This window comes from Methylobacterium sp. PvR107, assembly GCF_017833295.1.
In the GTDB taxonomy this organism is placed as follows: Bacteria; Pseudomonadota; Alphaproteobacteria; order Rhizobiales; family Beijerinckiaceae; genus Methylobacterium.
Window position 1 is genome coordinate 5,894,354 of sequence record NZ_JAFIBW010000001.1, and the last position, 26,137, is coordinate 5,920,490.

Consider the following 26,137-nt stretch of genomic DNA (forward strand, 5'->3'; position numbering starts at 1 on the left):
ATGGCTGTGGCACCACGCAGGTGGGGTTGAGGCATGGCGGCGGGCTGTTCACGGCGAGACACGCAGCAGCCGCTAACCGAGCGAGCAGATGTCTGCGTCGATCATCCCGGTGCGCCCGAGAGGTGGTCGCTCCGCGCTCACTAATCTCGACGAGTTCGCCGCCGAGCTGCTCGCCGACGGTCGAGCGGCAAACCTGTGCTTAGCGCGGATCAATCTGCGCCTGACGAAGGTCCAGGCACAGTGTGCTGAGCTGGCGGCGGTGATTATGAAACGCCTTGCATTCGCCTCGACCGCGCTCCTTGCCGCGCTTGCCTTCTTGCCGACCGGCGCTGATGCGCGCGGCTTCGGCGGCGGTGGCTTTCATGGAGGTGGTTTCCACGGCGGAGACTTTGGTGGCTTCCGTGGCGGTGGGTTCCGCGGCGCCGGCTTCCGGGGTGGGTACGGCGGCTTCCGCGGCGGCTATGGCCGCACGGATGCGGCTACGGCGGTCTTGGCCTAGGGGTCGGCTTGGCCACGGGTGCAGCCCTCGGATACGGGCTGGCTGGCGCCTACGGCGGTCCCTACGGCTACGGCGGCTGCGGCCCCTACGGGTATGGTGGCTATTACGGTGGCTGCGGCGACTACGGCTACGGCTGCTGAGACCGGCACGCTGATGCCTCGGCCGCGCGTGGTCATCCGGCGCGCGGCGCCGTACATCTGCACGTAATTCGGCTGCCGCATACTATCGGGATGCCGGTGAGATAGATGGCCTCCCTGCCAGCCCATGATCGGATCGGGCGGCGGAGCAGAGCCGGCCACGTCCGTCTCACGGTTGCCGCGCCGTACTTGCGGCCGAGATCCCCAGGCAAGCCTGGGAGCGTATCATGCTGCTGAACATCGATCCGCTGATCGCGGTGGGCGTTGTGGCCGCCACTGCCGTCACCGACGCGGCCTATGTCTTCTTCAACGCCGCCGTGGCCGCCCGCCGGCGCATCCCGGCCGCGAACTGGTCGGCGTGCTGGTACCTGCTGTCCGCGTTCGCCGTCATCAGCTACACAGAGAACGCCGTGTACGTCGTATTCGCGGCCTTGGGGTCGTGGCTGGGGGCTTTCGCCTCCGTCACGTGGCTGGTTCGCCCTGCGCCACCGCGTTAATGCCATCGCGCGGCTGGCTGTGTCGCGTTGCCGATAGCGACGCTGATGATGCCGATTGGTCGGTAACAGACGGATCGATTAATTTTGCATTCAATGCGAATGCTATATTGATCGGCGAAATAAGATATGAGAACAATCTTTCAGTTCGCGGACGGGCGTATTTTTCCGTCCAGGATTGATTTCATGCAGATTATAATCTCAGCCGGCCCGCGGCAGCGCGGGCTGCTTACTCATCGTCGTGCTGTGGCCATCGCCAACATCCAGTGGTTCCGCGCCATGGCACGGCGTGCCCTGCGCGATGGAGCCCCAAGGTCAGAACTGCGCGCGGCAAACGCCCGGGCAGCAGCTCGCATCGTGCTAAGTCAGGCGAGACGAGATACCCTGGCCAATAGGGCGGCGACAGACGCCTTGACGGTTGGCGGGTAGCTGATCGGGCTCGCGCTGTGCTGCCTGCCGATCCGTGCCGTGTCCATCGTGTGGACCGTGCGCCAGCGCGTGAACCGGCCGGCGTCCTACGCCCGGCCGAAGTGCCGCACGGCAACGGGTTCTTCCCAGGTCAGCTGGATCCCCGTGGGCTGGGATTTGAGCGACCGCCGCACGAGCAAGGCAAGGCCAACTAACGCGGCCGATCCGGAAAAGGCCACGACCGCGCACCACCAGAATACGACGTCGAGCATGGCCGAACAGGGGCTCCGATTGCATGCCGATGCTTGGAGCCGCATGGTAAATGCGCCGTTAAGGCGCCGCTCAGCTCTCGATCCCGATCTAAAGGGTCGTGCCCCGTGCTGTCAGAACAGCCCGCAGGGCTTCGGCGAGCCCCTCGGGCGCGAACGGCTTGCGCAGGAAGCGTGCGCCCATGGGCATCTGCTCTTCGCCTGGCCACTCCACTCCCGATACGACCAGGATCGCGACCTCGGGCCAGCGCGCCGCGACAGCCTTGGCCAGGGTGAAGCCGCTCAGTGGCTCGCCGGCGAGGTCGACGTCGGCGACCATGGCAACGAGTTCGGGACGAGCCGCCAGGTGAGCCTGAGCCGCGTCGATGGTCGACGCCTCGGCTACCTCAAAGCCAGCCTCTCGCAGAGCCGCGGAGGCGTCCATGAGCTGCAAGGGATCGTCCTCGACCAGCAGCACGGCAAGCCGCGGCGTGAACGCGTCGGACATCCGTCCCTTCTCCTCACTAACGCCTTTCAACGCGGAAGGCGCCGATTGCGCCCCACGCTGGAGGCCGGGACGAGGCTGAACCTGTTGCCGGCATGAACCACGTCGCACGGCAGCTCACCAGGGCCCGCGTTCAGGCCCACGTGCCTCACCTAATCTTCGCGGTGCGCAAGTCGCTCCTCAAGGTGCGTGGCCGCATCGGCGTACAGTTCAAAGCGTCGTAGCAGTACGGCCCGCTTTTCCGGCTTCTTCGTCCCCTCGATCTTCGCCTTGGCCTTATCGGCGTGATGGCGCATTTTCTTGGCCAGCTTCTCGAACGCCTTATCGATCTTGGCGCTGACCTCGTTCCCTTCCGCTTTCGCCGCGTCCGTGCCGCCCTGCACAAGCGAGGGGAACGTGCTCTTGGTGTCCTTGGCCACGGCTCACCCCTGGTCGGCTTGATCCATGTCGGGAACGAACGAGGCAGTCTAGCGATCCACGATGACAAGGCGATCGCGGTTGCGGTCTGCCCCATCCGGATTGCGCAGGCCGCCCTGGCGCACCTCGCACGGCAGCTCGGCAAAGCCGGCCTGCTACGCGATCCCTTTGCGCCTTGCCTTGCCGCGGTCGGTTCGCTCGGATGGCGAGCTGGTGCGAAGCTCGTGGCGCGCCTGCTCAAGGTACTCCTGGCGCTCAAGCTCCGTCAGGCAGGCGACGTTGTGGCCCTGGCGAGCCTCCCGATCAGTGAAGCCGGCGTCCCAGGCGCGGTCGTCGTGGTTCTTCGCGATGAAGGTGCGCTTGGCACGCGCCAGCACGTCCTCTTCGGTCGGCTCGCCCATGGCTCAGTCCCCCCCCCAGCAGGAAGTCTACAGGAGTGGACCTCAGTGGGCGAGCGCAGCTGGATCGCGGTCTTGAGGCGCTAGCCCCGGATCTCCTCGACCGCGAGGCCGCCGGCTCGCAGGTGATCCGGGATGTCGGAGTGGTCGTAGTACCCGGCCTCATGGGCCATAGCATCCAAGGCGCCGAACGGATCCATCGCCGAGCCGGTCCAGAGGATTGTCCCGGTGACGCGCTGCCGGACCTGATAAACCTTCATCACGGCGACTCCTTGGTCTGACCGTCAATCATCAACACAGGACTGGAGCACGTCCCATTGCCAGTCTGTATAGGTCGCGTTTTAGCCGCATGGAGTGAGAAAGATCACCTCCGCGTCGCGCAACCGCCGGGTTTCGTGGATCGCCTTGCGGGTCAGGCCAAGGTCGGCTGCAGTTGCCGGCCGAACATCGTTACTTGGCGGAACGATGTCAGTGCGCACCGACCCGGATGCGACCTCGCCCCGCTGCTGCGCCGCGTCGGACCCATCCGCCAGCCGGCGCTCGGCCTGGGCCTCGATCTCCGCGGCGTCGGCCTGGGCCCGGTGGGCGGCCACACTGGCACCTGCGACAGCACCGCTTCCAACTGCTGATGCGCCCCCGGTGTTCGCGACCCACACGATGCTGTCGCAGGCGGACCCGCGGCGACAGGCGGGTGCGGGCCAGTTCCCTGCACCTTGCCCGTGAGGCCTTGGCCGGGCAGCTGCGTGAGGGACGGCATATGTGGGGGAACTCGACACCGCGGGGCGCCGGCCCACCGCCTTTACAGGCGATGTGAGGCGATCCAGTTGGGCCCCAAGATGTCCCCGGCGTCCGTGATGATCCACGGCCGGGCGTCCCCGGTGTCTATTGCCTGGGCCGCAACAGCCAGCGCTGCCCGCAAGGTCGGAAAGGGGCGGCCTTGCGCGATGTGGGCGGGGTTGCGGCTGGACCAGATGGTGAGTTCAGCGGGTCTGTTGAGATCGGACAGTGTCATGGGTGCGCTCCGCTCGATCAGAGCGAGGCCTGTTTCAAGCGTATCAGGGGCGGGCTACGGCCTGCAGGCGAAGGCGCCCGGCCTACCGCGCGGTCATGTACGCGCGCGGCTTACAAGAGATGGGCGTGAGCAGCTAAAATCTCAAGCCGTCCTGGGTCGCGGCCGGGGCACGACGATCTCGACAGTCTGGCCGGTGAGTGGGTTGAGGATCAGCATGGCCGCCAGTCTCCGGTGGGTGTGCCAGTAGAACGTGGGTCGAGGGCGGTAAGATCAGATTAGCCTGTGCAATTGCGCACACTTGGTGAACGGATCATTTACCCTGGTTCCCGGCCGTATGGGCGCCGCAGCGCCTCGATCCAGGCCTTCACCGGATCGACCACGAACGACACATACGCTGCCCATGTCCGCGCCCTGCCGGGCACGTTGGGATCGTCAGGCCGCGTCGCCATCAGCGCCGTCACGTAGCGGTCCTCGTGCGGCTTGCCCTCGTTAAGGGTGTTGCGCTCCCGGCCGGGACGGCTGCCTTGCTCCGGCTGCCGGTCGTACGCCTCGCGCACGCATCAATGCCATGCCCGCTCCAGCGCCGGCAGGTCGGCCGGCTCGGCCGCCAGGGCCGAGGCCGGTCCGACCCCCGCAAGCGTGACGAGTAGGACCAAGCCTTGGCGTTGCGCCGCCCGGCTATTCATCGGACGCGCCGGCCACCGCAAAGGCAACCCCGCCCGTCGCCTGCTGCAGCTCATGTCGGGCCACGCCATCTGCCAGCGCGATCAAGCCAGCGAGCATGAACCCGAGCAGCAGGCAGCGGCGGATGGGCAGCGCGGGAACGAGCATGGAGGCGCCTCGAGGAGACGACTGCACCGTAGCTCAGCCGTGCGGAGCTGGCTGCCGCGCCGGGATCACAGTGGTACGAAATGCGAACGGCTGCCGCTCAGGCCCGGCGCTGCCCAGGGAAGATGGCCTCCGACATGCAACAGCCGTGACCGACCATAGACTGTACGTCTGGGCCGTCGATGCGTCGGAGCGATAAAGCTCATGTCGGGGAAGCGGATAGCCAGTTTGGCCCGGCTCGTGGCCTGGGTTCTCGTCATAGCGATTACCGTCATAACGCTCGTGCCGCTCGGTCTGCGGCCGGTCGTGACCGCCAGCCCGAGCATCGAGCGCTCCGCAGCCTACGCGGCCTTGGGGCTGTGCATGGTCTGGGGCTACCCGCTTCGCTGGCCTTGGGTTTTGCTCGGCTGCGTCCTGCTTGCTGGCGGCTTGGAAGCGGCGCAGCACCTGACCAGCACCCGCCATGGGCGGTTCGATGACTTCCTCGTGAAGGCGGCTGCCAGCGCGGTCGGTGTGCTCATCGGCCTCGGCGTCGTGCTGCTGTTGGAGCGACGCTCTCAAGCAACGACACGCGGATGAACTCGTAGAGGAACCGTAAGCGGGCGACCTTGAGCAGGGCGCTCTGGTTGTTCTCGGGCCCGGCAGCTCGAGCCGCGTCCGTCGCCGCCGGCGCTATGCCGTCAATCTTCAGGGCGCGCTGCGCTTCGTTCCGATCTATGCCGAGCTCACGTGTTGCAGCGCGAACCCCGCCGGCCTTCCCTCAGCCCCCCTTCGAAACTGGCTCAAGTTGAGCCAGTTTCTCGTCGCCGGCGCTTACTTCGTGAGCCGGATCCACTCGGCGATCTGCTCGTTCCGCTGCAGGGTCGTGAGGTCGCCTGTCAGCCCATGAAAAAACCCGCCGGCCTGAGGCGGCGGGTTGTCGCAGGGTCCACACTGTTCGATCCGGCCGGGAATTCACCGCTCGAAGAGCCACTATCCCTGCTGGTCGTGGTTGGGCGGACTGTCCTGGTCCGCATCAGCGATGCGCGACGTTCGGGGGCTGGTGCCGTGATGTCTCATGGCTGACCTCCTCTCCGGTATCGGCGCCGCATTCGATGCGCGCCAGGACACGGAGGCTAGGAGCGTCCATGCGGGATGGCAAGGACCCGACGCGGTTGGTCTACTCGCAGACCTCGACCCGGCGGATGTGCTCGTATCCGTACGGGTCGATGTAGGCGCGCCGCTCGAAGTGGCAGGCGCCATAGGGTCCGGGCGCAACGTAGACCGGCCGGCCCGGGTAGTAGCCGCTGTTCGCCGAGGCGATGGCGCTGCCAGCCACGACGCCGCCAAGGACGCCCAGACCGACAGCAGCACCAACTCCGATGCCGTCTCGGGCCTGGGCCGCTGGCTGGGCGCAGCACAGGGTGAGCGCGGCCAAGGCAGCTGCACCAGCGGTCTTCAAGGATCCACGCATCGCCGTCCTCCGGTAAGCCTGAAGGACACCACGGACCGGTAAACGCAGGATTTCTGACGATCAGAGCCGATCCGACTTCGGCGGTGGGGGCGCATCCGCATCATCGTCATCGTCCGGCGACCGAGGACCGCCAGGGCGCAGCGGCGCTTCCATATCGTCGTCGTCGTCGTCGTCCGGCGACGGCCGGACACGATCCTGCGGTGATAGCGGTCGGTCCAAATCGACGCTCGGGGGTGGAGGCCGCCGTTCTTCGAGGGGCTGTGCCAAGGCCCCTGCCGTGGCCAGGATAAGCAGGGCGGCGCCAGTGAGACGTGCGCGCATCGGACCTCCGCAGGACTGTTCTGTAGCGGGCATGCCTGCAAACGAACGAGCGACGAGCTTTGCGGTTCGATGACAGTGCTGTGAGTCGGGAGACTCACAGCTCCCGCCGCCGAGAGAGCGATTAGGCGTAGGGGGCGCCGAACAGGTCGCCGAGCGCCTTGCGCCGGAACAGCGTGCGCCACCGACGCCGCTCATGCTCCGGCCGGTCGTGGATCATGTGGCAGCGCTGGCAGAAGGCCGCGAGGTTGGCGTCCGCGTTGTTCGAGGTGTCGTGGTCTCGATGGGCGGCGGCCAGCACCACCCTGGTCCGACGGGCACGGCCGAGGATGGCAGCCTCCACGGAGAGGCGGATCCGCCTGCCCCATCCGTCGCGCCAGCGGCCGGCTTCGGCGTCCCACCAGCGCCCATCACCGAGGTGGCAGACCATCCGCCCATGCGGCCGCCCGCAACCCTCGCAGCAGCCTTTCGCCGCGCCGAACCGGATCACGGTCGAGAGCTGCGCCCAGTCGATGGGATAGATGAAGCGATGCTCGGGCCGGATCGGCATGGCGCGGTGAAGTGCCGGTAAAGGGCTCCCCTCTGTATAGCCTCGACTGTTCCAGCCCTGTTGCCTGTTCGCAACATGCGCTGGGCAACGCTGCGGCAGGCCGGAACCGACATTCCGATCAGATGTTGTTGCATCTCATCTCGTATCTCGGGGCGTAATCCGCCATCTGATCTGTGTTAGTAGACAATTTACTATAGCGTTTTGCGTCGTATCCGCTCGGTGTGTCCGTAAAACTACAGCTTTTTCGCCACGGTCCGGTAGTCATAGCGACAGATCGAAATTCTGGACCTGACGACATGACCAAGCTCCTGGCCTCGCTGGCTGCCTTCACCGCCCTGACCGGCGCCGCATCGGCCGCCGACCTGCCGCGCCGCGCCGCGCCGCCGCCGATCTTCACCCCCGTCCCGGTGTTCACCTGGACTGGCGCCTATTTCGGTATCAACGCCGGCTACGCCTTCGACGCCAGCGACCGCAACACCGGCAACACCTTCGCCGTCCCCTTCCCGTACGCCGCTCCCGGCACCGTCGCCTCCTTCCGCAACCGCAGCCAGGACGGCTTCTCCGGCGGCGCGCAGATCGGCTACAACTACCAGTTCACCCCGGGCTCGGGCGTGGTGATCGGCTTCGAGGCCGATGCCCAGTACCTCGACTTCGGTCGTGACCGGAACAACGCCTTCATCTCCGGCGCCGTCGCACCCGGCCTGATCGTCAACGACCCGCGCGGCCTCTCCAGCCTCGACTACTTCGGCACCGTGCGCGGCCGCCTCGGCTACGCCTTCGACCGCACTCTCGTGTACGGCACCGGCGGCTTCGCCTACGGCTCGGGCAGCGCCGACCGCTCGTTCGGCGGCTTCCGCGGCAACGACAACTTCCGCACCGGCTGGGCCGCTGGCGGCGGCATCGAGTATGCCCTGCCCACCGACTCGTTCCTGAACTTCTTCCGCTCGTCCGCCGTGACGCTGAAGGTGGAAGGCCTGTACGTGAACCTCGACCGCGGCACCCGCAACCAGGGCGTCCTGCTCGTCGACGCTGCCAGCCTCACGCCGGTCCTCACCACCGGCATCGGCCGCCGCGACGACCAGTTCGCCGTGGTCCGCGCCGGCCTGAACTACAAGTTCGGCTCGTACTAAGATCCGGTCGCGCTGCTCCCGGGTGTCTGTCCCGGGAGATGCGACGGCGGGCGAGAGGTAGTTGGTCCTCCTTATCGCCTTCCGCCGCCGAGGAGCAGCCGCCCGGCTGACCTTCGCATCCCCAGCCCGATCAAACTGGCCGCGAGGTCGGCGACACCCTGGGAGCACCTGCTCCTGGGGTGTTTCTTTTTGGGGCCATCAGGATGCTCCCGATCCTATGCCTCGCCATGACATCATCGCGAGTTGGATCCCAAACGCCTCGAGCGTCAGCTGCTGACCGTTCCGGCATCATCCGATGACGTAGCCGGGTCATCCGATGGGTGCGCCAAGGCCCTCCCGTAGCTCGGCCGTTTGTGTCTTGCGTCGATCCAGTATGGATAGGGGGCCTTCTCACACGGAGAAGCACCTATGTCGGACGAGAACGAGACCCCTGAAGCAGCTCCGCGCGATCGGAGCGTTCAGCCGGAACCCGCGCCACGACCCGCCTCAGGCCGACGATGCTGAAGGCCCGGTAGGCAGCGCCGCGGATCACAGCACGGGACAGGGCGCCGCGCATTCCGACCACGATCAGCTCGGCCGCATCCAGAGGCCGAGGCGCCGAGAACGTGAACACCACGCCAAGCTCGATGTCTTCCCGCCAGCATCGCAGCCACACCGGCAGGGTGCCGAGCTGACGGCCGGTGCCGGTGCGGACCCACTCCAGGACATGCGCGAACGGGTCGGCGACGGAATAGAAAGTCCGAGCCGAGACCGGACAGCGAACGCCGCCGAGCTGACGAGCGATGGTCTCCTGAACGGACACTCGGTTAGCTCGAGCCGGATCCGGCGCCGGGCCCTCATCCACCTCGTCCAGCACGACGCCGTCCGGCAGCAACTCGTCAACGTCGGGGGCGTCGTCCGGCATCAAGCGGCCGCCCGCATTGCGGCCGCATGGGCGGTGGGCGGTCGAGGCGGCTCGCGGTCTGGCGCATGTGCGCCCTGGATCGTTTGCTGGACAGCGCGGCGAATGAATTCAGACCGGCCGATACCGCGCGCTCGCGCTGCGGCGGCTGCAGCAACTGGCAGCGACGGTTCAACTCGCAGGAACGGATAAGATGTTAGACGCATCGCCGACCCTCCGGAACAGCATCCGAAGAATAGGGCGAAAAGTCAGTAAATACACATTAAATCAATAACTTAGCTCAGGCGCTCGCGAGGATCCGCCAACGTTCAATGCCGTTTGCCGAAGTGCGCTAGCCCGATAAGTCACGCTCGAAAATGCCTCGGCTGTCCGTCCGACCGCAGCATTGCGATGGGCAGCGCGGCTGAAGCGTCACCTGCAGCTTACAGCCTTACCGACGTTTGCCGCAATCTGACGAAGGCGTTGGGGTAAATGTTGGGGCAACCGTGGCCATCGCCGGAAAAAAACTACGCTCAGACAGCGGGTTGGCTGGTGATAATGGCGGAGGGAGCGGGACAATCGTCCGAGCCTGCCGATGCCTATAAAATCAATGACTTAGAAAGGGCCCCTGCCCCCACGGTGTAGCAGTCCGGTGTAGCAGAGATCAACCCCGGCCGATGGGTCGGCCTATGCGTTGCATCAGTGAAACCGGTTGTACTGGCCTCTTGGTTGGGCGGACCAATCGGGATCCGAACTGGCGTTCGCGACCCGTGTTCGTGGCGGCGAGAACGATGGCCGCTGGTTAGTACACCGCCGTCGGCTCTGAACGGGCGTGTCGCAACCGCGAATGCGCTGAGGTTCACGGCTCGTTAGCCATACCCGCCCAGCTTGCCGCCTCCGCCTTGGAGCCGGCCCATGATCCTCCACGCCATCGCCGCCAAGCTCAAACAGCGCGCCAAGGCCGACTTCAGGGGCCGGCACTTCGAGGCGGCGCTGATCGTCCAGGCGGTGTCCTGGTACCTGCGTTACCCACTCAGCTACCGCGACATCGAGGAGCTGTTCCTGGAACGCGGCTTGGAGGTGGATCACTCCACCCTGAACCGCTGGGTGCTCGCCTACGCGCCGCTGATCGAGAAGCGGCTACGCCAGTTCCGTCGGCCGCACTGCGGCTCGGTGCGGATCGATGAGACCTACATCAAGGTTCGCGGCCAGTGGCGCTACCTCTACCGAGCCATCGACAAGTACGGCGAGGCGGCCGACTTCCTGCTCACGGCCAACCGCGACCTACATGCCGCCAAGCGGTTCTTCCGCAAGATGCTCCAAGATCAGCCGCTGCTCGCCCCAGATCGCATCGGCACCGATGGCGCCGGCACCTACCCACCGGCCATCGCCCAGAGCCGGGACGAGGGCCTGCTACCCCGGACGCCGACCCACTACGTCACCAAGCATCTGCAGCAGGGCATCGAGAGCGACCACTTCCGGGTCAAGCGAGCGATGCCGCGGGTCGGCGGGTTCCGCTCCTTCAACACGGCCCGGCGCACGATCTGCGGCTTCGAAGCCATGCTCTGGCTGCGCAAGGGCTTCGGCTTTGCCGGTGCGTGGACCGTGCGCGAACAGAACCGGCTGCTTGGGGTCTGCTTCGGACTTCAAAAGGTTAACGAAGTCTGAAACCGAGGCAGTTCTGGTCCTTCCTGCGGCCTATACCAGAGCTTGCGACAAGCCCCGTCCGGATCGCCAGCCGCGAATGGGCCGCCTGGCTGCGCCTGCGCCTACCCCGGGCGAGCCATGTGGGTTTCGGCAGCATAGGGGGCACAGGTGCGAACGCCACGGCTGTCGAAGTTCTCAGAGGCTCATCAACAAGCCGTCCCCAAGCCGGAAACAGGCGTCTGACAGCCCCGAAACGTACAAGCCCGCCCGCGGCGCGCACGGTAAATGCCTGAACCAGCCGCTTCGCTCGCATGAACGGCGAGCGGCTGGCTCAGGCTTCCGAAAGAACATGCCCGATTCTGGAGCCTCGCGGCTAGCGGGACCGAAGAAGGCTGCCGAGAGGCAGCGGGCGACCTTAACCAATGTGAGTCCCGAGATTCGGCGCGAGCGGTATCAGCAGACGAACAGTCTGTTAGTCCGATGCACCTCTATCGATTCTGTGTAGCCCTGCGGCACCTTGACGGAACACTCGACGCACCCGCGCGCGAGGAAAGCATCATGGCTGGGAATGCTGACGAGGCCATCAAAATGGCCAAACGAATCAACGTCGACATGGTCGGCACGGGCACAAACTCGATCTACCTCACCGACCCTGCAGGGCACGTGATCTGGTCGCTGCGCCTGGGAGAGGTGTGGCTGGATCGAGACTGCTAAAGGGCAGCGGTGGAGTGCACCCTGTTTGACCGGACAGGCAGCGGGGCGGGTTTAGGCGCTCCGGCTGAGGAACTCTCGGGGCGAGAGCATGCGCAGTCCGGAGTGCGGGTGGATGGTGTTGTAGTCCTCGAACCAAGCCGGCAAAAGCCGCATCACGGTCTCGGCGTCGACCAAGATGGCGAGGCGGGCGTAGTCGCGCTTGAGCGTCTTCACGAATGCCTCCGCGATGCCGTTGCTCTGCGGCGAGCGCACCGGGGTGAACAGCAGCCGTAGGCCGAGCGCGGCGGCCGTCTGCGCTGTCTCCTTGGCGATGTAAGCAGAGCCGTTGTCGGACAGCCACTCGACCGGGTGCGGGGTCTTCGTCGCGCCGAACCGGCTCTCGCAGCAGGCGATCATCAGGTCACTGACCATCTTGGCCGAGACGCCCGTCGTGGTCGCCGACCACGCCATGATCTCGCGGTCGCAGGCATCGATGGCAAACAGCACGCGGACGACCGCACCGTCCCGGCAGCGCAGTTCGAGGTGGTCCGAGCACCAGCGCACGTTCGAGCGCAGCGCCACGACTACACCGTCGTGGGTACGGCCGGGCCGGCGGGCAGTGTGCGGCGCGAGGGTGAGCCCGTTCGCCTGCAGGATGCGCAGCACCCGCTTGGCATTGACGCTTGCCTCGCCGCGCGAGCGCAGTGCCCGGTTCACCAGTGCGGTGACGCGGCGATAGCCGTAGCTCGGGCGGGCATCGACGATCGCGCGGATGGTCGGCAGCAACTGCGCATCCTCAGGCTTGTAGTAGAGGCCGCGCGGCCGAGCAGGTCGACTCAGGCGCTCGGCCAGGTGGGAGCGGGCCACGCCGAGCGTGTCGGCGACCGCCTTCACCGCGAACCGCCCGTCGAACCGCCCCAGGAGCTGAGCGGCAAGGTCGGTTTTTTTGTGCGCGCGAGGTCGAGCGCCTCCTTCAGGATCTCGACCTCCATGGTCTTGCGCCCGAGCAGGCGTTCGAGGTCGCGCACGCGCCGCTCCAACTCGCGCACCCGGCTGGTGCCGACGACCTCCTCGTCGGCGTGCACGGCCTGATGGCCACCCTCCAGCATGCGCCGCTTCCACGAGAACAGCAGGCTGGGCGAGATGCCGTAGCGGCGGGCGACGAACGACACGGACGAGCCGGGCTGCTGGCTCTCCTCGACGAGGCGGATCTTCTCGGTGGTGGACCAGCGCCGTCGACGCTGAACGCCGGTCAGGATCTCGCCGTGCACCGGCGGGGCGATCGGATCGGATGACATAGCCTTACCCATAGGCCAACGCCTATGCCTTCGTGAGCTATGCCGCCTGTCCGGTCAAAACGGGGTGCGGTTCAAGCGGATCGACCCGTCCATTCGCATCATGCGGCCGGGCGGCATTGCGAACGGGAGCCTGTGATGACAGAGGCTGAGATCCGAGACGCACTCGGCGCCGTAGAGCGGGCGTTGAAGCACGCCATGGACGCGGAACGCTGCGCCAAGCACGGCCTCAAGGACGAACAAGACGGGTCAGCGCATCAGGCGTGGCAATCCGCTTCGAAGGTGGTGCGTGAGCTGGACGGGCTGGAAGCCAAGCTCAGGCGATGCCTTGCGATAGTCGGCTGCCATCGGTCGTAGCGGCCTGCTCTCAACGCAATAGTGAAAGCCCGCGGACAGGCGTATTTTGAACCACGGGGCGCACCTAGCAGACGGAGGTCGGTATGACCTTCATCGTCACCGGCTTGAGCTTGAGGGGCCCGACCCTCATCGACTGCGACACAGCGATCGGCGCTCTGGAGAGGGCAGCCGAGCTGATCCGCACCGGCTACGCCGACGTGCTGATCGCGGACGGGGAGGGCGTGCAGTACACGCCCTATGAATTTGTCCGCCTCTTCGACCTGTAGGTGCTTCCCGTTTCTTGGTGGGAGGTGGTCATGCTGTCCTTCGCTCTCCTATTCGCGGGTCTCGCCATCTTTGGCGCATGCGTCGGCTTCGGAACCATCGGACAGCCGATGTACGGGCAGGCACTCAACAGCTACGGCTGGGCACTCTGCATCAACGGCACGGCCCTAACCGCCTACTTCGTACTCACGCGATCACGGCGAGCACTACGGGCGCGGCGCAATCGAGAGAGCGAACTTCACGCCTCCGATGTCGTTGTTTGATTAGGGTGCGTATTCCGGTGAAGGTGATGGGCTGTTCCGGCCGATGGTGATCATCGGTTCCGGCGTTCGTGATGGCCGAGGACGCCCCCAGGACGGGCTCGATCGGCGACGCGACTGCCTCTCTCACTGACGGTTGTTGTGTGCGCCGGCAGAGTCGTGCCGGTCAAGGTCGTTCAAGCCTCGTTCGTCTCCCGTGCGCCGCGTTTGCGCAGGCTCTCGCCCCGGAGCTCGATGCGATGGGCGGTGTGAAGAACACGGTCCAAGATCGCGTCGGCCAAGGTGGGGTCACCCACGACGTCGTGCCAAGCTGAGATCGGAACTTGGCTGGTGATCAGCAGCGAGCCGCGATCGTAGCGGTCGTCGACGATCTCCAGAAGGTCGCGCCTCTGCTCGGCGGTGAGCGGCTCGGGTCCCCAATCGTCGATGATGATCAACTGCGTGCGTTCGATCTGGGTCATGAACCGCGCCAGCCGGCCCTCGCCGCGCGCCTGGGCGAGGTCGGCAAACAGGCGCGGCGCGCGCCGGTAGACAACCGAGATCCCGTCGCGGCAGGCCTTGTGGCCGAGCGCGCAGGCCAGCCAACTCTTGCCCGTGCCGGTCGGGCCGGTGATCGCGACGTGGCGATGCTCACGGATCCATGCCCCCGTCGCGAGCGCCTGGAACAGGGAGCGGTCGAGCCCGCGCGGCGTGCGGTAGTCCACGTTCTCGACGGCCGCGGCCTGGCGCAGCTTGGCGACCTGCAGCCGGCGCGCCAAGCGGCGGTTGTCGCGCACGCTCGCCTCCCGGTCGACGAGCAAGCCGAGCCAGTCGGCATGCGGCAGCTCAGCGGCTTGCGGGTTGTTCTGCAACTCCAGCAGCGCGTCAGCCATGGCGCTGAGACCGAGCCCGCGCAGGCGCTCGGCGGTGGGATGGATCAGCATGGTCTCTCCTCAATGGTAGTAGTCGGGGCCGCGGATGTTGGCGTGGACCAGGACGGGGGTGTCGTCCGTGGTGGGCAGAGCCTTCGCCTCGGACCGGTTCGTCAGGATCGCGGCCACCGAGGTGTAGGAGCGCGTGTTCAGGCAAAGCGCCCGCGCGCACGCCGCATCGACCCGCTCGGCCCCGTAGCGCTTGACCAGGCCGATGATGCCGATGGCGGAGCGGAAGCCCTGCTCCGGGTGAGGCCGCGTGCGCAGAATCACCGCGATGAGACTGGCCGCATCCGGACCGATCCGGGCGGCCTCACGCCCGATGCGCTCGAGCGTCCAGTCGCGATAGCGCCGGTGTGAACTGGGCATGTGCTCGGGCAGCGTGGTTTGCCGATGCGGACGGGTCGAGCGCAGGTGCGAGGCGACGCGCGTGCCGCGATGGAACAGCTCGACGGTGCTCGTGGTGATGCGGGCCTCGACCTCCTGGCGCAGCAGGCCGAAGGGCACGCTGTAGAAGTGGCGGGCGATCTCGACATGGTAGTCGAGCCCGACCCGGCAGCGCTTCCACTCGGCATAGGCGTAAGGCTCGTCCGGCAGCGGCGTCAGCGCCGGCCGGTCGAGATCGTCGAACAGGGCTCGCCGGGAGCGTCCCCAGCCCCGCAAGGGACGCGCATTCAAGTCGATCAGGAGCTCGCCGATCGCGGCGTTGAGTGCGGCAAGCGAGAAGAAGCGGCGGTGGCGCAGGCGCGCCAGGATCCAGCGGCCGACAACCTGGACGCCGACCTCGACCTTGGCTTTGTCACGGGGCTTGTAGGGGCGCGCCGGCAGGATGGCCGCCCCATAGTGCCGAGCCAGGTCCGCATAGGTGCGGTTGACCATCGGTTCGTGGAAGCAGGCCCGCGTGACGCCGGCCTTCAGGTTGTCGCTGACGATCTGACGGGGCGCCCCGCCGAGGAAGGCGAGCGCCCGGGCATGCGCGCCGATCCAATCCGGCAGTGACTGCGTGAGGGTAGCTTCGGCATAGGTGTAGTTCGAGGCTCCGAGCACGGCCACGAAGACCTGCGCGGCGTGCACGGCCCCGGTCTCGGGGTCGTGGATGGGCATCGTGCGTCCGGCGTAATCGACGAACAGGCGCTCACCGGCCACATGGACCTGGCGCAGTGTCGGCTTGAGGTGGCCGGCCCAGGCTTTGTAGAGGTCGCAGAACCAGGAGTAGCCGAAGCCATCGGGGGCACGGGCACGGTACTCCTCCCACAGCAGGGTGAGCGTGACGTCGGGCCGGCGCAGCTCGCGATGCACCTCGCCCCAGTCTGGCCGCGGCCGTTCGTCGGCCGGCAGATCGGGTGGGGGCGGGAACAGCAGCGCCTCGAGCCGCGCATCGTCGAGATCCTCGGGCAGCGGCCAAGCGGTTAGACCGGCGCGACGGGCGCGGCGGAGATAGTTGCTGACCGTGCCCTGACCCAGCCCGAGGCTGCGTGCGATGGCCTCTTGGGAGAGGCCGTTGGCCAGACGCAGGCGCAGGAGATCACGCAGGTGGCGCATAAGCAGTCTCGGGGCGGGCATCGCGGCTCCTTCGGGCTGAGGAGCCGAGCGTGAACCCAGGGTTGCAGACTGCCAGCAGGAAAGGCGGTCGCGCCGCCATCGCGTTCACCGGAACCGGCCATCATCTTCGACCGGAAACGTCATCACCTTGCGCCGGAAACCTCCATCACCTTCGACCGGAATCCATCATCACCTTCGACCGGAACACGCAATTAGGGCGTCCTTTACATCCCAGGTGCCTCCAAAGATCCTTCGAGGAGAGGCGCATGGCGAGGATCAGCGTGAAGCTCGCCGGCGACGGCACTCACATGGTCGTGCAGGACCATCGCCCCATTGCGAGCGGGATGAGCGTCGATGAGGCAGAGAACTTCCTGACTTTCCTGCGCGTGTCGGCTCGGGTTCGGCGGACACGTCGCCTGCCCGATGCCGTACGTAACCGTGGAGTCCTGGCTGCCTAAGGCGGTCTGAGCTACGATTACTGCAAGCGTCCTGCGGCTACCTTCGCCCGGATCCAGCGCGGCGAGAGGATGTCGCCGTCCTCGGTAATGATCCAGGGCTGTGCGTCCTCGGCGTCCATGGCCTCGGCCGCCGCAGCAAGTGCCTCTCGTAACGTCAGGAACTGATGACCCTGCGCGACGTGTGCCGGGCCCTGGCTGGGCCACACGGTCAGCTCGGCGCGCTTGTCGAGGTCGGCTCGCGTCATGCTCTCGCTCCGGTCAAACGCGGAAGCGCTTGTGCCTAACGCCAGCCTGCGGCGATCATTCGGCGGTTTGGTTACGGATCTGTCTCTATAGCCTCACGACTGCGCGTGCTTGATAAACGCATGAGGCCCGCCCACCGGGGGATGGGGGCGGGCCTCAGCTGCGACTTCGCCGTCGAGACCGCAAACCAGGGGGCCCTTTCTTTGGAGCCGGTGCGCTGCTCTGAAGGCGTTCGAGTCTTGGCCCGGTCGCTGAGGCAAGCATGGCGTTGGAAGGTTAGCGCATTGCTACTGCGTCCGTCTTGGGCGGGTGCAACTTCGACATCCTCAGGCCGGCCTTCCTACGGTCGATCCGCAGGCCCACGGCGGCCAGCTTCCCCCCTAGCCCGGCGAGGGCCTCACGAAGCGCCGCCTCGTCCCGCCAGGTCCCCGCAGCCACAAGAGCAGCTGCAGGATGCCGCTCGCCAGCAGCCAGAGGCGTGAGAGTGCGCGCCAGGCGCTCGCTGATGCCGAGGCCGCCGGCCGGGCCGCGGATCACGAGAGCGCCGACGTCGACGTCAAACAGCTTCCCGGCCGGCGGCTTCAGCCCGGGCTGGACCAGGGCGCGTACGACCCGGGCGGCAGCAGCATCACGATCAGTCGCCTCAGCTTTCCCCTGAAGCCGGGCCAGCGTCCGTGAGCTCGGCGGCCGCTTCACGGGCGGCGCGATCGGATCCGCCGGCGGGATGACGACCTGTATAAATTGCGAGCTCTCGTGAATGTTCATAAAATTTTGTCCCAAAATATCCGTTGAACGAATATGCAAATGACGGCGTTGATTTACGAGTCCGAAATACAGGACGATTGAGGAAACGCTTATGAACGCGAAGACATTCAGCCTTGCGGCTGCTCTTGCTGTTGCTCTGACCGGCGCCGCCTACGCTCAAACGCCAGCTGGCGGCGGTCGCACTGAGGGCAATATGAACAACCCGGGCTCGGTGAAGAGCAACTCCGAGAAGATGGAAGAGCGGACCACCGGCTCGACCACAGGCGCAGCTGGTGCTGCGACAGTGCCGGGTACTGGAACCGCGCGGCCGGGCGTCGGCGCCGGCGGAAGCACCACAGCGCCAGCGGCCCGGTAAGATCTGGAGGCGCGATCCCACTCAGGACCGAGGCGGTGAACCGGGTCTGGCTCAAGGCCGACCCGGCTTCCCGCTGGCTGTCGATCTGCGGATACGCGCGCCATCAAGCCTGTCCGATCACCATCAGCATCACACTCTCGTTCATGGAATGGATGCGGCCACGCTCGTCTTGACCGTTGAACTGCTCGCGGGTGCGGAGACGAACTTCCCGTTTTTCGGCGGGCCGCGGCGCCGTCATGGACCCCCGCAAGTAGTGCCGGGCGCAATAGCTGTACTCGGAAACTCATTGGTTAATATCTTCGGCCTCAAGGACGTCATCTCAGCGTGAAGATATTATAGCTTCTCGATGAAGGCGGCGAGCTGTATTGCATTCAGCGCGGCAGGCTTCGAGTTGCCCCGCACCGGCCCGACCGTTTCGTTATAGAGATGTAGGTACAGCGGCTGCCGCCCCCTCGCCCGCGTCCCCTCATGCTCGCAGAGGGCCAAGTGGATTTCGCCCCGCTGATCGGCATAGAACCGAACGCGCTTCAAAACCCGCGTAACTGGCCTGGCGGAAGCGCCGCCGCGGAGCTGCAGCACATAGCCGGCCGGCGGTCGGCGGCGGCGAGCCATCAGATTGACCGCAGAAGATCGACCACCGCGGTCGGCGCCCGCTCGGGGTTCGTCCGCACGTCGCGAGCGCGCTCGAGCGGCCGGCGCTCGACGCGAACCTCAGGCTCGGGCCGAGGCACGTTCGCCCGGACTTCGAGAGCATCAAGCGCCCGCAGCACGTCGCTGGGGCGGGTGCCGTGCTTGAGCGGCGACCAGCCTGCCGGGGCGCCCGCGACGACGCACGGCAGCACCAGGTGCTCAAAAAGGGGCCGCGCCATCTCACCCATCGTCCGAGGCCGGAAAGTCACTTCTCGGGCCGAGCGGCCAGGAGGCCAGAGCGCTTCAGCTTGAACAGGGGGACATCGCCCTTTGATGCGATCTGGCGAAGCTGACGCGGGGTCATGCCGAGGAACCCGGCGATAGCTGCGAGCCCGAGGAGAAGGGGTGGCTCAGCGGGGATAGCAGGGGCCGTTGTCATCACGATGCTCACTGGGTTGCGCACGCGCGAGCGCCCGCCGGCCGAGGACGGCAGGCGGGGGCGAACGGTGCAGGGTGAAGACAGGGAAAGGCCGGGCGCGTGCGCGGCTGGCGCACGACCCTGCGGGCACAAAAAACCGCCCGTTCAGGCGGTTACGACGTGCGGTGGATGCTGGCGGCGCTTGTTGTCAGCTGTGGGCCATAGGCTCCACCAGAGGCGCCTGATAGAAACGGCCAAATGTGGCCAGGTCGCTAGGCTGTTTTTGCGGTTATCCCCAAGAAACAGCAGGTGCCATCGGCGGCCGAGGTGCGCCGAGAACCGCCTCATAATCCCGCCGCGTTCGGCGCGCCTCCTGAGCGCAATGGGGAGGCGGCCCCGTGTTCGTGCCGCCCGGAGTACCCGCGATGCTGAACACGATCCTGGCGGTTGTCGCCGTCCTAGCCGTCATGGCTGCCCACGCCCTCTACAGGCTGGTACGCCTGCCCTTCCGGCTCCTACGCAGTCTATTCCGGCACAGCACCAAGCCCGCCCGCGTCACGGCCGGCTAACCTCCTGCGGCCATCCTGCCTTCCGAGCCGCGTCGCGTATCTGGCTCAGGCCGTGCGAACCACGGCACGCCCCGCCAGCCCGTGATCAGATCGGGCGGCGGGGCAGCGCTGCCTGTCAGGTAAGTGCCTGGGGATGCGGTGATGGTCTGCCGCTGTACGTCTCGGACTTGATCGGACAGCCGGTATGTGACCGGCGGTGCTGCAGGTTCAGACGGCCCGCACCGATGTAGCTGCCGGAAACAATTACCTGGCCATGGCAGGCGGGGCATCGCTTCGGCACCATGCTGTACAGGCCGCGCGCCTCCACAAGGGTAGTGGAGCGCCACGTCCCCTCCACCTTCACCTCGCAGGTCTGATTGCTGGCCGTCAGCATGGCCGTTCAGTGCGCCGTTGCTGCGTCGATCCGCGACCGAGCGAACAGGCTGGCGCCGATCGCGGCGCCAGCGGCCCGAACCAAGCTCGCCTCGGCGCAGGTGGACGCCACCCGCAGGCCAAGGGGCTGTAGCCGCTCCGTCTCCGCACAATAGGCGGCCAGCCGCGCTCGTCCGTGTTCCGGCAAGGCGGACAGCAGGCGGCCGCGCTCGCCATCGTCCGCGCGGTAGAGGGCCGAAACCAGTTCGATCGGCACCGGGTACCGCGCCAGGAACGCCGCCGTTGGTCGGGGTGACGTCGCCATAGAACCCTCGCCGCTTCGCTGATACGGCAAGGGTCGACTGATATGGTTAATAGTACGTTGCTCCGGTGATCCTGATTGGCGCGCGGAGCCGAACACTGTGTTCTATGCACGGTGACGGGAGCATCTAGGGATTTCCCCAGATACTCTACAGGCTCAGGCGAAGTGCATCGGCAGCGCAAGGCTGACGAGGGCGACATATGCACCAACGAGCAAGGCGCCGGCCGGGACGACGACACCGCTGAGCAGGACGAGGCGGGATGAGAGGGACATGACGATCTCCACGGGATGGGCGGCGGCTGCCGTCGTTGGAGAGAGATCTATGCTCAAGCTCGCCGGCTCGATGTGCTGCGGGACACGCACGGCAGCAGAAAAAGCCCGCCTGTAGGCCTGCTACTCGATACCCTTGCGCCTCGCCTTGCCGCGGTCTGTTCGCTCGGATGGTGAACTGGTGCGAAGCTCATGGCGCGCCTGCTCAAGGTACTCCTCGCGCTCAAGCTCCGTCTGGCAGGCGACGCTGTGGCCCTGGCGGGCTTCCCGTTCAGTGAAGCCGGCATCCCAGGCGCGATCATCGTGGTTCTTCGCGATGAAGGTGCGCTTGGCACGTGCCAGCACGTCGTCTTCGGTCGGCTCGCCCATGGCTCAGCTCCCGCCCAGCCGGAAGCCTACAGGAATGGTTCGGCCTGGGAACCGTCCATTCGTCGCACAGCCGCCTTGGTGGGCTCCTGGCCCTGCGCCAGCCGGGCATCGAGCGTGCGGCGGACCACGCCAGGGTCGGCCGGTTTCAGGCCGCGTGAGGGTGCCCAACAAGATGTCTCAGAGGGAAGAGGAGTACATTCTCGCCCAGAAATTGCTCCTCAGGTAAGAACAACTCCGGCACTCCAGTCTGGGCATAATGTTCCCGGGAATGCATCGTAGCTATGCGCTGCTTTAGACGATCACTGTATCCACGACGTAAAAGCCATGCTGGAAGCTTTTTAACCATAGTCATCGTAATATCTTTCCTAAACTGAGGGCATATCGTATTAACGTGCTCATCTATCTGCGCCGGAACTATGAATGTGCCGAGCGCTAGACCGGCATGCTCCACCCTCCGATATTGCTCAAACGGAGGTGCATAATGTACATTAATTTTTATGGTAAAATTTATTTTCGTGCTCTCAGATAAATTGATTTAGAATTTGTAATTCGTATAAAAAAGTACTATGTTTTGCACCCATAGAGTTGGAATGTGGGGCCGGTGAAGCTTAAGTATTGATCATCCCTCTATCGCCAATGCTCAATCGGCTCTGCCGCTAACCATGGAGTAGGAGATCGAGAGCGGGCGCAACGACGCTCGACCTGAACTGGACAAGGCTCTCGCGTCCGCCCGTGCCCACCGCTGCCCGATCCTAATTGCGAAGGTCGACCGGCTGACCCGATCCGTCAGCTTTCTGTCCCGGCTGCTGGAGAGCGGCGTCGAGGTGAGGTTCTGCGACCTGCCGCAGATCGAGGGCCCTGTCGGCAAGTTCATGCTCAACCAGATGGTGGCGGTGGCCGAGCTGGAGGCCGGGCTGATCAGTGCCCGCACTAAAGCTGCTCTGCAGGCTGCCAAGGCCCGCGGGAAGGTTCTGGGCGGCAACCGCGGACAGGTCCCGTCAGATGCCGCCCGCGCCGCCAGCACAGCCGCTGTGAAGGCCAAGGCGGACGCCCGATCAACGGACCTCGCCCCCATCATCGCCGAGATCCGCGCCGATGGGATCACATCCGCCCGCGGGATCGCCAAGGCCTTGACGGAGCGCGGGATCGAGACCCCTCGCGGTAGCTACACGTGGGGCACCACGCAGGTCACGCGGTTGCTGGAGCGGCTCGACGCCTGATCAGCAATCAGGGCTCCACGCCCCTCACTGCAGCATCGAACTCAGCTTGCGCCAGGGCTTCCAACCGCGCGCCCGTCACGAAAGCACCCTTGAGGTCGAAGACGGCTACGCCCCAGTCTTGCTGTTCGAAGAGATGGCATCTCTCCCGGGCTATCCATGCTGAGGCGCAGGGCAACCGCACGGTCTCGTCGCTGCGGATCGCGCGGATCATATAGGCGTATTCCACGACACCTCCCGGCTGGGCATACAGCGTGCCAGAGCGGCAATCTTCAGAATAGACTGACAAACTGTTCGCGCGGATTACCACATCTCTTCGCGAACGAGCGTACCGGCGCGGTCGAAGATGCCTCGCCAGCCTCGCTCAGCTAGGCGGATTGTGATGAGAGTTCGGTCTTCGTCCTCGCCATGTCCAGACGCTATTCGCGAGTCGAGGCGGCCTGTTCGGTTCAGGCGCTTCAGTTCTGTTGGGTTCACACCGAGGCGCGAGGACAAATCGCGGGGATCAACGAGCCAATCGCCCTTTTGACCAATATTAAGCCGCATGGAGTGGCCCTCCTACAGCTTGGCAGTAGATGCGAGGCTGATACCGTCAATAGCACATCCGCGCGGTGAGGGGCGGACTGTTATTCGGAGATGAACTATCGCTCTGAACGAGCGCGGGATCGAGACCTCCACCGGCAAGGGCCAGTGGCAGGCCGTGCAGGTTCAGCGGGTGCTGGCGCGGCTGCCTGCTCAGCTCAGCTAGGGGGGCAATGGGTTTGCGGCTTGTTCGCCACTGCGCGACTAGGCGGCGCAGAGATTGACTTTCATCTGCGCCGGCCAATGTGCTTTGGTCATGTCTATTTGATGTGTTGAATTCTCAGGCGCAGCGCTCCCGGAAACAATACAATGTTACTCGGAAGTGTTGACCGGAATTCGTGGCCTTGGTTTGCTGAGCTGCTACTCGAAAGCCCAGAAACGTTGTCTTTTCGCTCGGCATCTCTAGCCATCCGCCGTTTTATATAACGTTTCATCCAGATCGGAACGTCTTCCATGTTCATGATGCGCCCCTCGCAAGCGGTGAATTCTCAAGTTTCGCTGCAGTACCGGACGGTACTACTAGAACTTGCGGGTCACCGACGCACTCAATTGATCCGAGTGACCGACGCTGGGAAAGCTACATATGTAACAAATTGCGTCAGGCTGTCGCGCAGTTGAGACCCGGTAAGCACGCGATCGGCGGCTCAAGGACAGCCTTTAGGAGCCCATCAGCAGGTTCCTGGCGCTGATTGGCAATCCGCCCGGTTCCTCCGTCCTTGCAGCGCGGCAATCAGGATGAGACCAGCGCGTCAATCAAGATGAGAGGAACCGCCGATCTGATGACGCAAGGAGGGCAGAGCCCGACCGGAGGCATCGGATCGGCGTCGGCGTGACCTTCAGGGGCACGTCGTCTGGTGATCGCGGCCACCGGGCCAGCTGCGGGTCGTCCTCAGTTTGAGGAGCCTGCCCGTGCCCGGCCGCCACGTGACCGATCACCAGATGAGGCTCTTCATGCAGTTCCGTCAGAGCGACAGCGTCGCTGCGGCCGCCGCCAAGGCCGCCTTCAGTCCCGCCACCGGCCATCGCATTGCCGCCGATCCGCGTCTGCCCTCGGCTAAGAAGACCCCGCGCGGACGGCGTCGGCCCGATCCCCTCGCCGAGGTGTTCGAGGCCGAGATCGTGCCATTGCTCGAAGCCGCGCCCGGCCTGAGGCCGGTGGCCGTCTTCGAGGAGATCCTGCGCCGTCATCCCGATCTCGGTGAAGGGGTCCGACGGACACTGGAGCGGCGTATCCGGGCTTGGCGCGCCGTGCACGGAGCCGACCAGGACGTCATCTTTCGTCAGACCCACGAGCCCGGGCGGATGGGACTGTCGGACTTTACCGACATGGCCGATCTCGGCGTCAGCATCGCTGGGCTGCGCCTCGACCATCGGCTCTACCACTTCCGGCTCGCCTACTCCGGCTTCGAGCACGCCCACGTCGTGCTCGGCGGCGAGAGCTTCGTGGCGCTCGCCGAAGGGCTGCAGAATGCCCTCTGGTCTCTCGGCGGCGTGCCGCGCGAGCACCGCACCGACAGCCTCTCGGCCGCCTTCCGCAACCTCGACGAGGCCGCCCAGGAGGATCTCACCCGCCGCTACGAGGCCCTGTGCGCCCACTACGGCATGACGCCCACCCGCAACAACGCCGGCCTCGCCCACGAGAACGGTTCGGTGGAGGGCCCGCACGGCCACCTCAAGCGGGCCCTCGCCGATGCGCTCCTGCTGCGCACCAGCACCAACTTCCCCGACCTGACCGCCTACCGCACCTTCGTCGACGAGCTCGTCGGACGCCGCAACGCCCGCCAAGCTAAGCGCATCGACAGCGAGCGGGCTGTCCTGGCGCGGCTGCCCGAGCGGCGCTCGTGCGACTACGAGCAGGTCAGCGTGCGCGTCTCCTCGGCCGGCGGGTTCCGCCTGCGCAAGGTGTTCTACACCGTGCCCTCGCGCCTGATCGGCCACACCCTGCGCGTGCGCCTCTACGACGACCGCCTCGACGTCTTCGTCGGCGGATCCCACCTCTTCACCCTGCCGCGGGGGCGGGCTCATCCGGACGGACGGCACGATCAGGTCGTCGACTACCACCACGTCATCCACGCCCTCCGGCGCAAGCCGATGGCGCTGCTCAACCTCGTCTACCGCGACCGGCTCTTCCCGCGGGCACCCTACCGGCACGCCTTTGAGTCCCTGCGCGCCGCGCTTCCGGAACGGCAGGCCTGCCGCATCGCCGTCGATTTACTTGCGCTGGCCCATGACCGCGGCTGCGAGGCCGAACTCGCCGAATGCCTGGCCGTCGAACTGGCCGCCAAGCGCCTGCCCGATCTAGCCGTCCTGCGTGCCCGCTTCGCACCCGATCCGGCTACCATCCCTCACGTCAACGTCGCCCTCGGCTCGCTGGCGAGCTACGAGAGCCTCCTCGACGGCGTCACGACGGGAGGGGCGGCATGAAGGCCCTGGCCCGCACCACCACCGCGGTCGACACCGCCCGGCTCGGGATCATGCTCGGTGAGCTGCGCCTGCCGACCATCAAGACCGTCTGGCCCCGCTTTGCCGAACAGGCCGACAAGGAGGGCTGGCCTGCCGCCCGCTTCCTCGCGGCGCTGGCCGAGCACGAGTTGGCCGAGCGCGACAGACGACGCATCGAGCGTCATCTCGCCGAGGCGCGCCTGCCACCCGGCAAGACGCTCGATGGCTTCGACTTCGCCGCCGTGCCGATGCTCTCGAAGGCTCAGGTCATGGCGGTCGCCGCCGGCGACGCTTGGCTGGCGCAGGGGGCCAACCTGCTCCTGTTCGGTCCACCTGGCGGTGGGAAGAGCCATCTCGCCGCCGCGATCGGGCTCGCTCTCGTCGAGGCCGGCTTCAAGGTGCTGTTCACCCGCACCACCGACCTCGTCCAGAAGCTGCAGGTCGCCCGGCGCGACCTCGGCCTGGAGGCGGCCATCGGCCGGCTCGACCGCTTCGACCTGCTGATCCTCGACGACCTCGCCTACGTCACCAAGGACCAAGCCGAAACGAGCGTGCTGTTCGAGCTGATCAGCGCCCGCTACGAGCGCCGCTCCCTGATGATCACCGCCAACCAGCCCTTCGGCGAGTGGGGTCGGATCTTCCCCGATCCGGCCATGACGCTCGCTGCCGTCGACCGGCTGGTGCACCATGCCACCATCTTCGAGATGAACGTCGAGAGCTACCGGCGTCGCACGGCCCTGGATCGGAAACGCGGTCCTGGTCGACCGCCAACTCGCGCGACAATCAAAACTGCCGATGCGTGACGCTCCGCGACACGAACCTGACCCGACGCCACCTTGCGCCGGTCGATCGACCCGCTCATCATCAACCCGCCGCGACACCGGTCACTCATCCTGATTG

General features: G+C 66.0%; 36 protein-coding genes. 16 read left to right on the forward strand and 20 right to left on the reverse strand.

The features are described 5' to 3' along the window. The first annotated feature begins 88 nt into the window (after positions 1–88). The 3 genes from JOE48_RS27915 to JOE48_RS27920 all read left to right on the forward strand — a co-directional run bounded on the left by JOE48_RS27915 (position 89) and on the right by JOE48_RS27920 (position 1,133). Positions 89–499: a hypothetical protein gene (locus JOE48_RS27915; protein ID WP_210034777.1), complete on the forward strand. Its 411-nt coding sequence runs from the start codon at positions 89–91 to the stop codon at positions 497–499. Positions 500–507: 8 nt separating this feature from the next. Continuing rightward, on the forward strand, positions 508–639 hold the full coding sequence (locus JOE48_RS30950) for a hypothetical protein (RefSeq protein ID WP_280921341.1): 132 nt from the start codon (positions 508–510) through the stop codon (positions 637–639). Positions 640–863: 224 nt separating this feature from the next. After that, positions 864–1,133, forward strand: coding sequence for a hypothetical protein (locus JOE48_RS27920; RefSeq protein WP_210034779.1), 270 nt, complete (start codon positions 864–866; stop codon positions 1,131–1,133). Positions 1,134–1,645: 512 nt separating this feature from the next. On the opposite strand, the gene JOE48_RS27925 is transcribed toward JOE48_RS27920, so the two are convergent. The 8 genes from JOE48_RS27925 to JOE48_RS27960 form a co-directional block, all read right to left on the reverse strand. After that, positions 1,646–1,810 (reverse strand): hypothetical protein, encoded by a 165-nt coding sequence (locus tag JOE48_RS27925; protein ID WP_210034781.1) that lies wholly within the window; start codon positions 1,808–1,810, stop codon positions 1,646–1,648. An 88-nt stretch (positions 1,811–1,898) separates the two neighbouring features. After that, positions 1,899–2,294, reverse strand: coding sequence for a response regulator (locus JOE48_RS27930; RefSeq protein WP_210034785.1), 396 nt, complete (start codon positions 2,292–2,294; stop codon positions 1,899–1,901). A gap of 149 nt (positions 2,295–2,443) precedes the next feature. Next, on the reverse strand, positions 2,444–2,710 hold the full coding sequence (locus JOE48_RS27935) for a hypothetical protein (protein ID WP_210034787.1): 267 nt from the start codon (positions 2,708–2,710) through the stop codon (positions 2,444–2,446). A gap of 153 nt (positions 2,711–2,863) precedes the next feature. Then, complete coding sequence (locus tag JOE48_RS27940; RefSeq protein WP_210034790.1) at positions 2,864–3,109, reverse strand: hypothetical protein; 246 nt, start codon at positions 3,107–3,109, stop codon at positions 2,864–2,866. 80 nt (positions 3,110–3,189) lie between these two features. Beyond that, positions 3,190–3,366 carry a hypothetical protein gene (locus JOE48_RS27945; RefSeq protein ID WP_210034792.1) on the reverse strand — a complete coding sequence of 59 codons (177 nt, stop codon included), beginning with the start codon at positions 3,364–3,366 and terminating at the stop codon, positions 3,190–3,192. 81 nt (positions 3,367–3,447) lie between these two features. Continuing rightward, on the reverse strand, positions 3,448–3,699 hold the full coding sequence (locus JOE48_RS27950) for a hypothetical protein (protein ID WP_210034794.1): 252 nt from the start codon (positions 3,697–3,699) through the stop codon (positions 3,448–3,450). A 733-nt stretch (positions 3,700–4,432) separates the two neighbouring features. Next, a complete protein-coding gene (locus tag JOE48_RS27955; RefSeq protein ID WP_245252984.1) occupies positions 4,433–4,675 on the reverse strand; it encodes a hypothetical protein in 243 nt (80 codons plus the stop codon). A 121-nt stretch (positions 4,676–4,796) separates the two neighbouring features. Further along, positions 4,797–4,949: a hypothetical protein gene (locus tag JOE48_RS27960; protein WP_210034796.1), complete on the reverse strand. Its 153-nt coding sequence runs from the start codon at positions 4,947–4,949 to the stop codon at positions 4,797–4,799. 225 nt (positions 4,950–5,174) lie between these two features. Here JOE48_RS27960 and JOE48_RS27965 point away from each other — a divergent pair, with 225 nt between their 5' ends. Beyond that, a complete protein-coding gene (locus tag JOE48_RS27965; protein ID WP_312893386.1) occupies positions 5,175–5,525 on the forward strand; it encodes a hypothetical protein in 351 nt (116 codons plus the stop codon). 580 nt (positions 5,526–6,105) lie between these two features. Here JOE48_RS27965 and JOE48_RS27970 read toward each other — a convergent pair. Together JOE48_RS27970 and JOE48_RS27975 are read right to left on the reverse strand one after the other, a co-directional pair. Beyond that, on the reverse strand, positions 6,106–6,399 hold the full coding sequence (locus tag JOE48_RS27970) for a hypothetical protein (RefSeq protein WP_210034798.1): 294 nt from the start codon (positions 6,397–6,399) through the stop codon (positions 6,106–6,108). A gap of 442 nt (positions 6,400–6,841) precedes the next feature. Further along, complete coding sequence (locus JOE48_RS27975; RefSeq protein ID WP_210034800.1) at positions 6,842–7,267, reverse strand: hypothetical protein; 426 nt, start codon at positions 7,265–7,267, stop codon at positions 6,842–6,844. A gap of 296 nt (positions 7,268–7,563) precedes the next feature. Here JOE48_RS27975 and JOE48_RS27980 point away from each other — a divergent pair, with 296 nt between their 5' ends. Continuing rightward, the gene (locus JOE48_RS27980; protein ID WP_210034802.1) at positions 7,564–8,397 is read left to right on the forward strand and encodes an outer membrane protein; all 834 of its coding nucleotides are present in this window, start codon (positions 7,564–7,566) and stop codon (positions 8,395–8,397) included. Between the two features lie 406 nt (positions 8,398–8,803). On the opposite strand, the gene JOE48_RS27985 is transcribed toward JOE48_RS27980, so the two are convergent. After that, positions 8,804–9,301 carry a hypothetical protein gene (locus JOE48_RS27985; protein WP_210034804.1) on the reverse strand — a complete coding sequence of 166 codons (498 nt, stop codon included), beginning with the start codon at positions 9,299–9,301 and terminating at the stop codon, positions 8,804–8,806. An 891-nt stretch (positions 9,302–10,192) separates the two neighbouring features. Between JOE48_RS27985 and JOE48_RS27990 the strand changes: the two genes are divergently transcribed. Next, positions 10,193–10,945: an IS6 family transposase gene (locus JOE48_RS27990; RefSeq protein ID WP_210034805.1), complete on the forward strand. Its 753-nt coding sequence runs from the start codon at positions 10,193–10,195 to the stop codon at positions 10,943–10,945. Positions 10,946–11,404: 459 nt separating this feature from the next. Beyond that, entirely contained in the window at positions 11,405–11,638 is a 234-nt protein-coding gene (locus tag JOE48_RS27995; protein WP_210034807.1) for a hypothetical protein, read from the forward strand. 51 nt (positions 11,639–11,689) lie between these two features. Here the strand turns inward: JOE48_RS27995 and JOE48_RS28000 are convergent. Beyond that, positions 11,690–12,927 (reverse strand): IS3 family transposase gene (locus JOE48_RS28000; protein WP_210034809.1). Its coding sequence is split into 2 segments (ribosomal slippage): positions 11,690–12,567 and positions 12,567–12,927, totalling 1,239 coding nucleotides; the frame shifts between segments, so codons are not numbered across the junction. 123 nt (positions 12,928–13,050) lie between these two features. Here JOE48_RS28000 and JOE48_RS28005 point away from each other — a divergent pair. The 3 genes from JOE48_RS28005 to JOE48_RS28015 all read left to right on the forward strand — a co-directional run bounded on the left by JOE48_RS28005 (position 13,051) and on the right by JOE48_RS28015 (position 13,796). Then, complete coding sequence (locus JOE48_RS28005; RefSeq protein ID WP_210034811.1) at positions 13,051–13,269, forward strand: hypothetical protein; 219 nt, start codon at positions 13,051–13,053, stop codon at positions 13,267–13,269. An 83-nt stretch (positions 13,270–13,352) separates the two neighbouring features. Then, a complete protein-coding gene (locus JOE48_RS28010) occupies positions 13,353–13,535 on the forward strand; it encodes a hypothetical protein (RefSeq protein WP_210034813.1) in 183 nt (60 codons plus the stop codon). A 30-nt stretch (positions 13,536–13,565) separates the two neighbouring features. Beyond that, complete coding sequence (locus JOE48_RS28015) at positions 13,566–13,796, forward strand: hypothetical protein (protein WP_210034815.1); 231 nt, start codon at positions 13,566–13,568, stop codon at positions 13,794–13,796. Positions 13,797–13,969: 173 nt separating this feature from the next. Here JOE48_RS28015 and istB (JOE48_RS28020) read toward each other — a convergent pair whose 3' ends face one another. After that, on the reverse strand, positions 13,970–14,716 hold the full coding sequence (istB, locus tag JOE48_RS28020; RefSeq protein ID WP_210031503.1) for an IS21-like element helper ATPase IstB: 747 nt from the start codon (positions 14,714–14,716) through the stop codon (positions 13,970–13,972). A gap of 9 nt (positions 14,717–14,725) precedes the next feature. Next, positions 14,726–16,267, reverse strand: coding sequence for an IS21 family transposase (gene istA, locus JOE48_RS28025; protein WP_210034817.1), 1,542 nt, complete (start codon positions 16,265–16,267; stop codon positions 14,726–14,728). 245 nt (positions 16,268–16,512) lie between these two features. Between istA (JOE48_RS28025) and JOE48_RS28030 the strand changes: the two genes are divergently transcribed. Beyond that, a complete protein-coding gene (locus JOE48_RS28030; RefSeq protein WP_210034819.1) occupies positions 16,513–16,704 on the forward strand; it encodes a hypothetical protein in 192 nt (63 codons plus the stop codon). A gap of 17 nt (positions 16,705–16,721) precedes the next feature. Here JOE48_RS28030 and JOE48_RS28035 read toward each other — a convergent pair whose 3' ends face one another. After that, a complete protein-coding gene (locus JOE48_RS28035; RefSeq protein ID WP_210034820.1) occupies positions 16,722–16,949 on the reverse strand; it encodes a hypothetical protein in 228 nt (75 codons plus the stop codon). Between the two features lie 451 nt (positions 16,950–17,400). Here JOE48_RS28035 and JOE48_RS28040 point away from each other — a divergent pair, with 451 nt between their 5' ends. After that, the gene (locus tag JOE48_RS28040; RefSeq protein ID WP_210034822.1) at positions 17,401–17,625 is read left to right on the forward strand and encodes a hypothetical protein; all 225 of its coding nucleotides are present in this window, start codon (positions 17,401–17,403) and stop codon (positions 17,623–17,625) included. Positions 17,626–18,678: 1,053 nt separating this feature from the next. Here the strand turns inward: JOE48_RS28040 and JOE48_RS28045 are convergent. After that, the gene (locus tag JOE48_RS28045; RefSeq protein WP_210034823.1) at positions 18,679–18,936 is read right to left on the reverse strand and encodes a hypothetical protein; all 258 of its coding nucleotides are present in this window, start codon (positions 18,934–18,936) and stop codon (positions 18,679–18,681) included. A 604-nt stretch (positions 18,937–19,540) separates the two neighbouring features. Here JOE48_RS28045 and JOE48_RS28050 point away from each other — a divergent pair. After that, positions 19,541–19,684, forward strand: a complete 144-nt coding sequence (locus JOE48_RS28050) for a hypothetical protein (RefSeq protein ID WP_210034824.1) — start codon at positions 19,541–19,543, stop codon at positions 19,682–19,684. 379 nt (positions 19,685–20,063) lie between these two features. On the opposite strand, the gene JOE48_RS28055 is transcribed toward JOE48_RS28050, so the two are convergent. Together JOE48_RS28055 and JOE48_RS28060 are read right to left on the reverse strand one after the other, a co-directional pair. Beyond that, a complete protein-coding gene (locus JOE48_RS28055; RefSeq protein ID WP_210034825.1) occupies positions 20,064–20,360 on the reverse strand; it encodes a hypothetical protein in 297 nt (98 codons plus the stop codon). A 390-nt stretch (positions 20,361–20,750) separates the two neighbouring features. After that, a complete protein-coding gene (locus tag JOE48_RS28060) occupies positions 20,751–20,996 on the reverse strand; it encodes a hypothetical protein (protein ID WP_210034826.1) in 246 nt (81 codons plus the stop codon). 674 nt (positions 20,997–21,670) lie between these two features. On the opposite strand from JOE48_RS28060, the gene JOE48_RS28065 reads away from it, so the two are divergent. Then, positions 21,671–22,216 carry a recombinase family protein gene (locus JOE48_RS28065; RefSeq protein WP_210036101.1) on the forward strand — a complete coding sequence of 182 codons (546 nt, stop codon included), beginning with the start codon at positions 21,671–21,673 and terminating at the stop codon, positions 22,214–22,216. A gap of 7 nt (positions 22,217–22,223) precedes the next feature. On the opposite strand, the gene JOE48_RS28070 is transcribed toward JOE48_RS28065, so the two are convergent. Together JOE48_RS28070 and JOE48_RS30605 are read right to left on the reverse strand one after the other, a co-directional pair. Further along, positions 22,224–22,442, reverse strand: a complete 219-nt coding sequence (locus JOE48_RS28070) for a hypothetical protein (RefSeq protein ID WP_210034827.1) — start codon at positions 22,440–22,442, stop codon at positions 22,224–22,226. Positions 22,443–22,516: 74 nt separating this feature from the next. Further along, on the reverse strand, positions 22,517–22,759 hold the full coding sequence (locus JOE48_RS30605) for a DUF6522 family protein (RefSeq protein ID WP_245252987.1): 243 nt from the start codon (positions 22,757–22,759) through the stop codon (positions 22,517–22,519). 975 nt (positions 22,760–23,734) lie between these two features. Between JOE48_RS30605 and istA (JOE48_RS28075) the strand changes: the two genes are divergently transcribed. Then, positions 23,735–25,219 (forward strand): IS21 family transposase, encoded by a 1,485-nt coding sequence (gene istA, locus JOE48_RS28075; protein ID WP_409518549.1) that lies wholly within the window; start codon positions 23,735–23,737, stop codon positions 25,217–25,219. After that, the gene (gene istB / locus JOE48_RS28080; RefSeq protein WP_053611553.1) at positions 25,216–26,040 is read left to right on the forward strand and encodes an IS21-like element helper ATPase IstB; all 825 of its coding nucleotides are present in this window, start codon (positions 25,216–25,218) and stop codon (positions 26,038–26,040) included. Before istA (JOE48_RS28075) ends, istB (JOE48_RS28080) begins: the two co-directional genes overlap by 4 nt. The last annotated feature ends 97 nt before the right edge of the window (positions 26,041–26,137 follow it).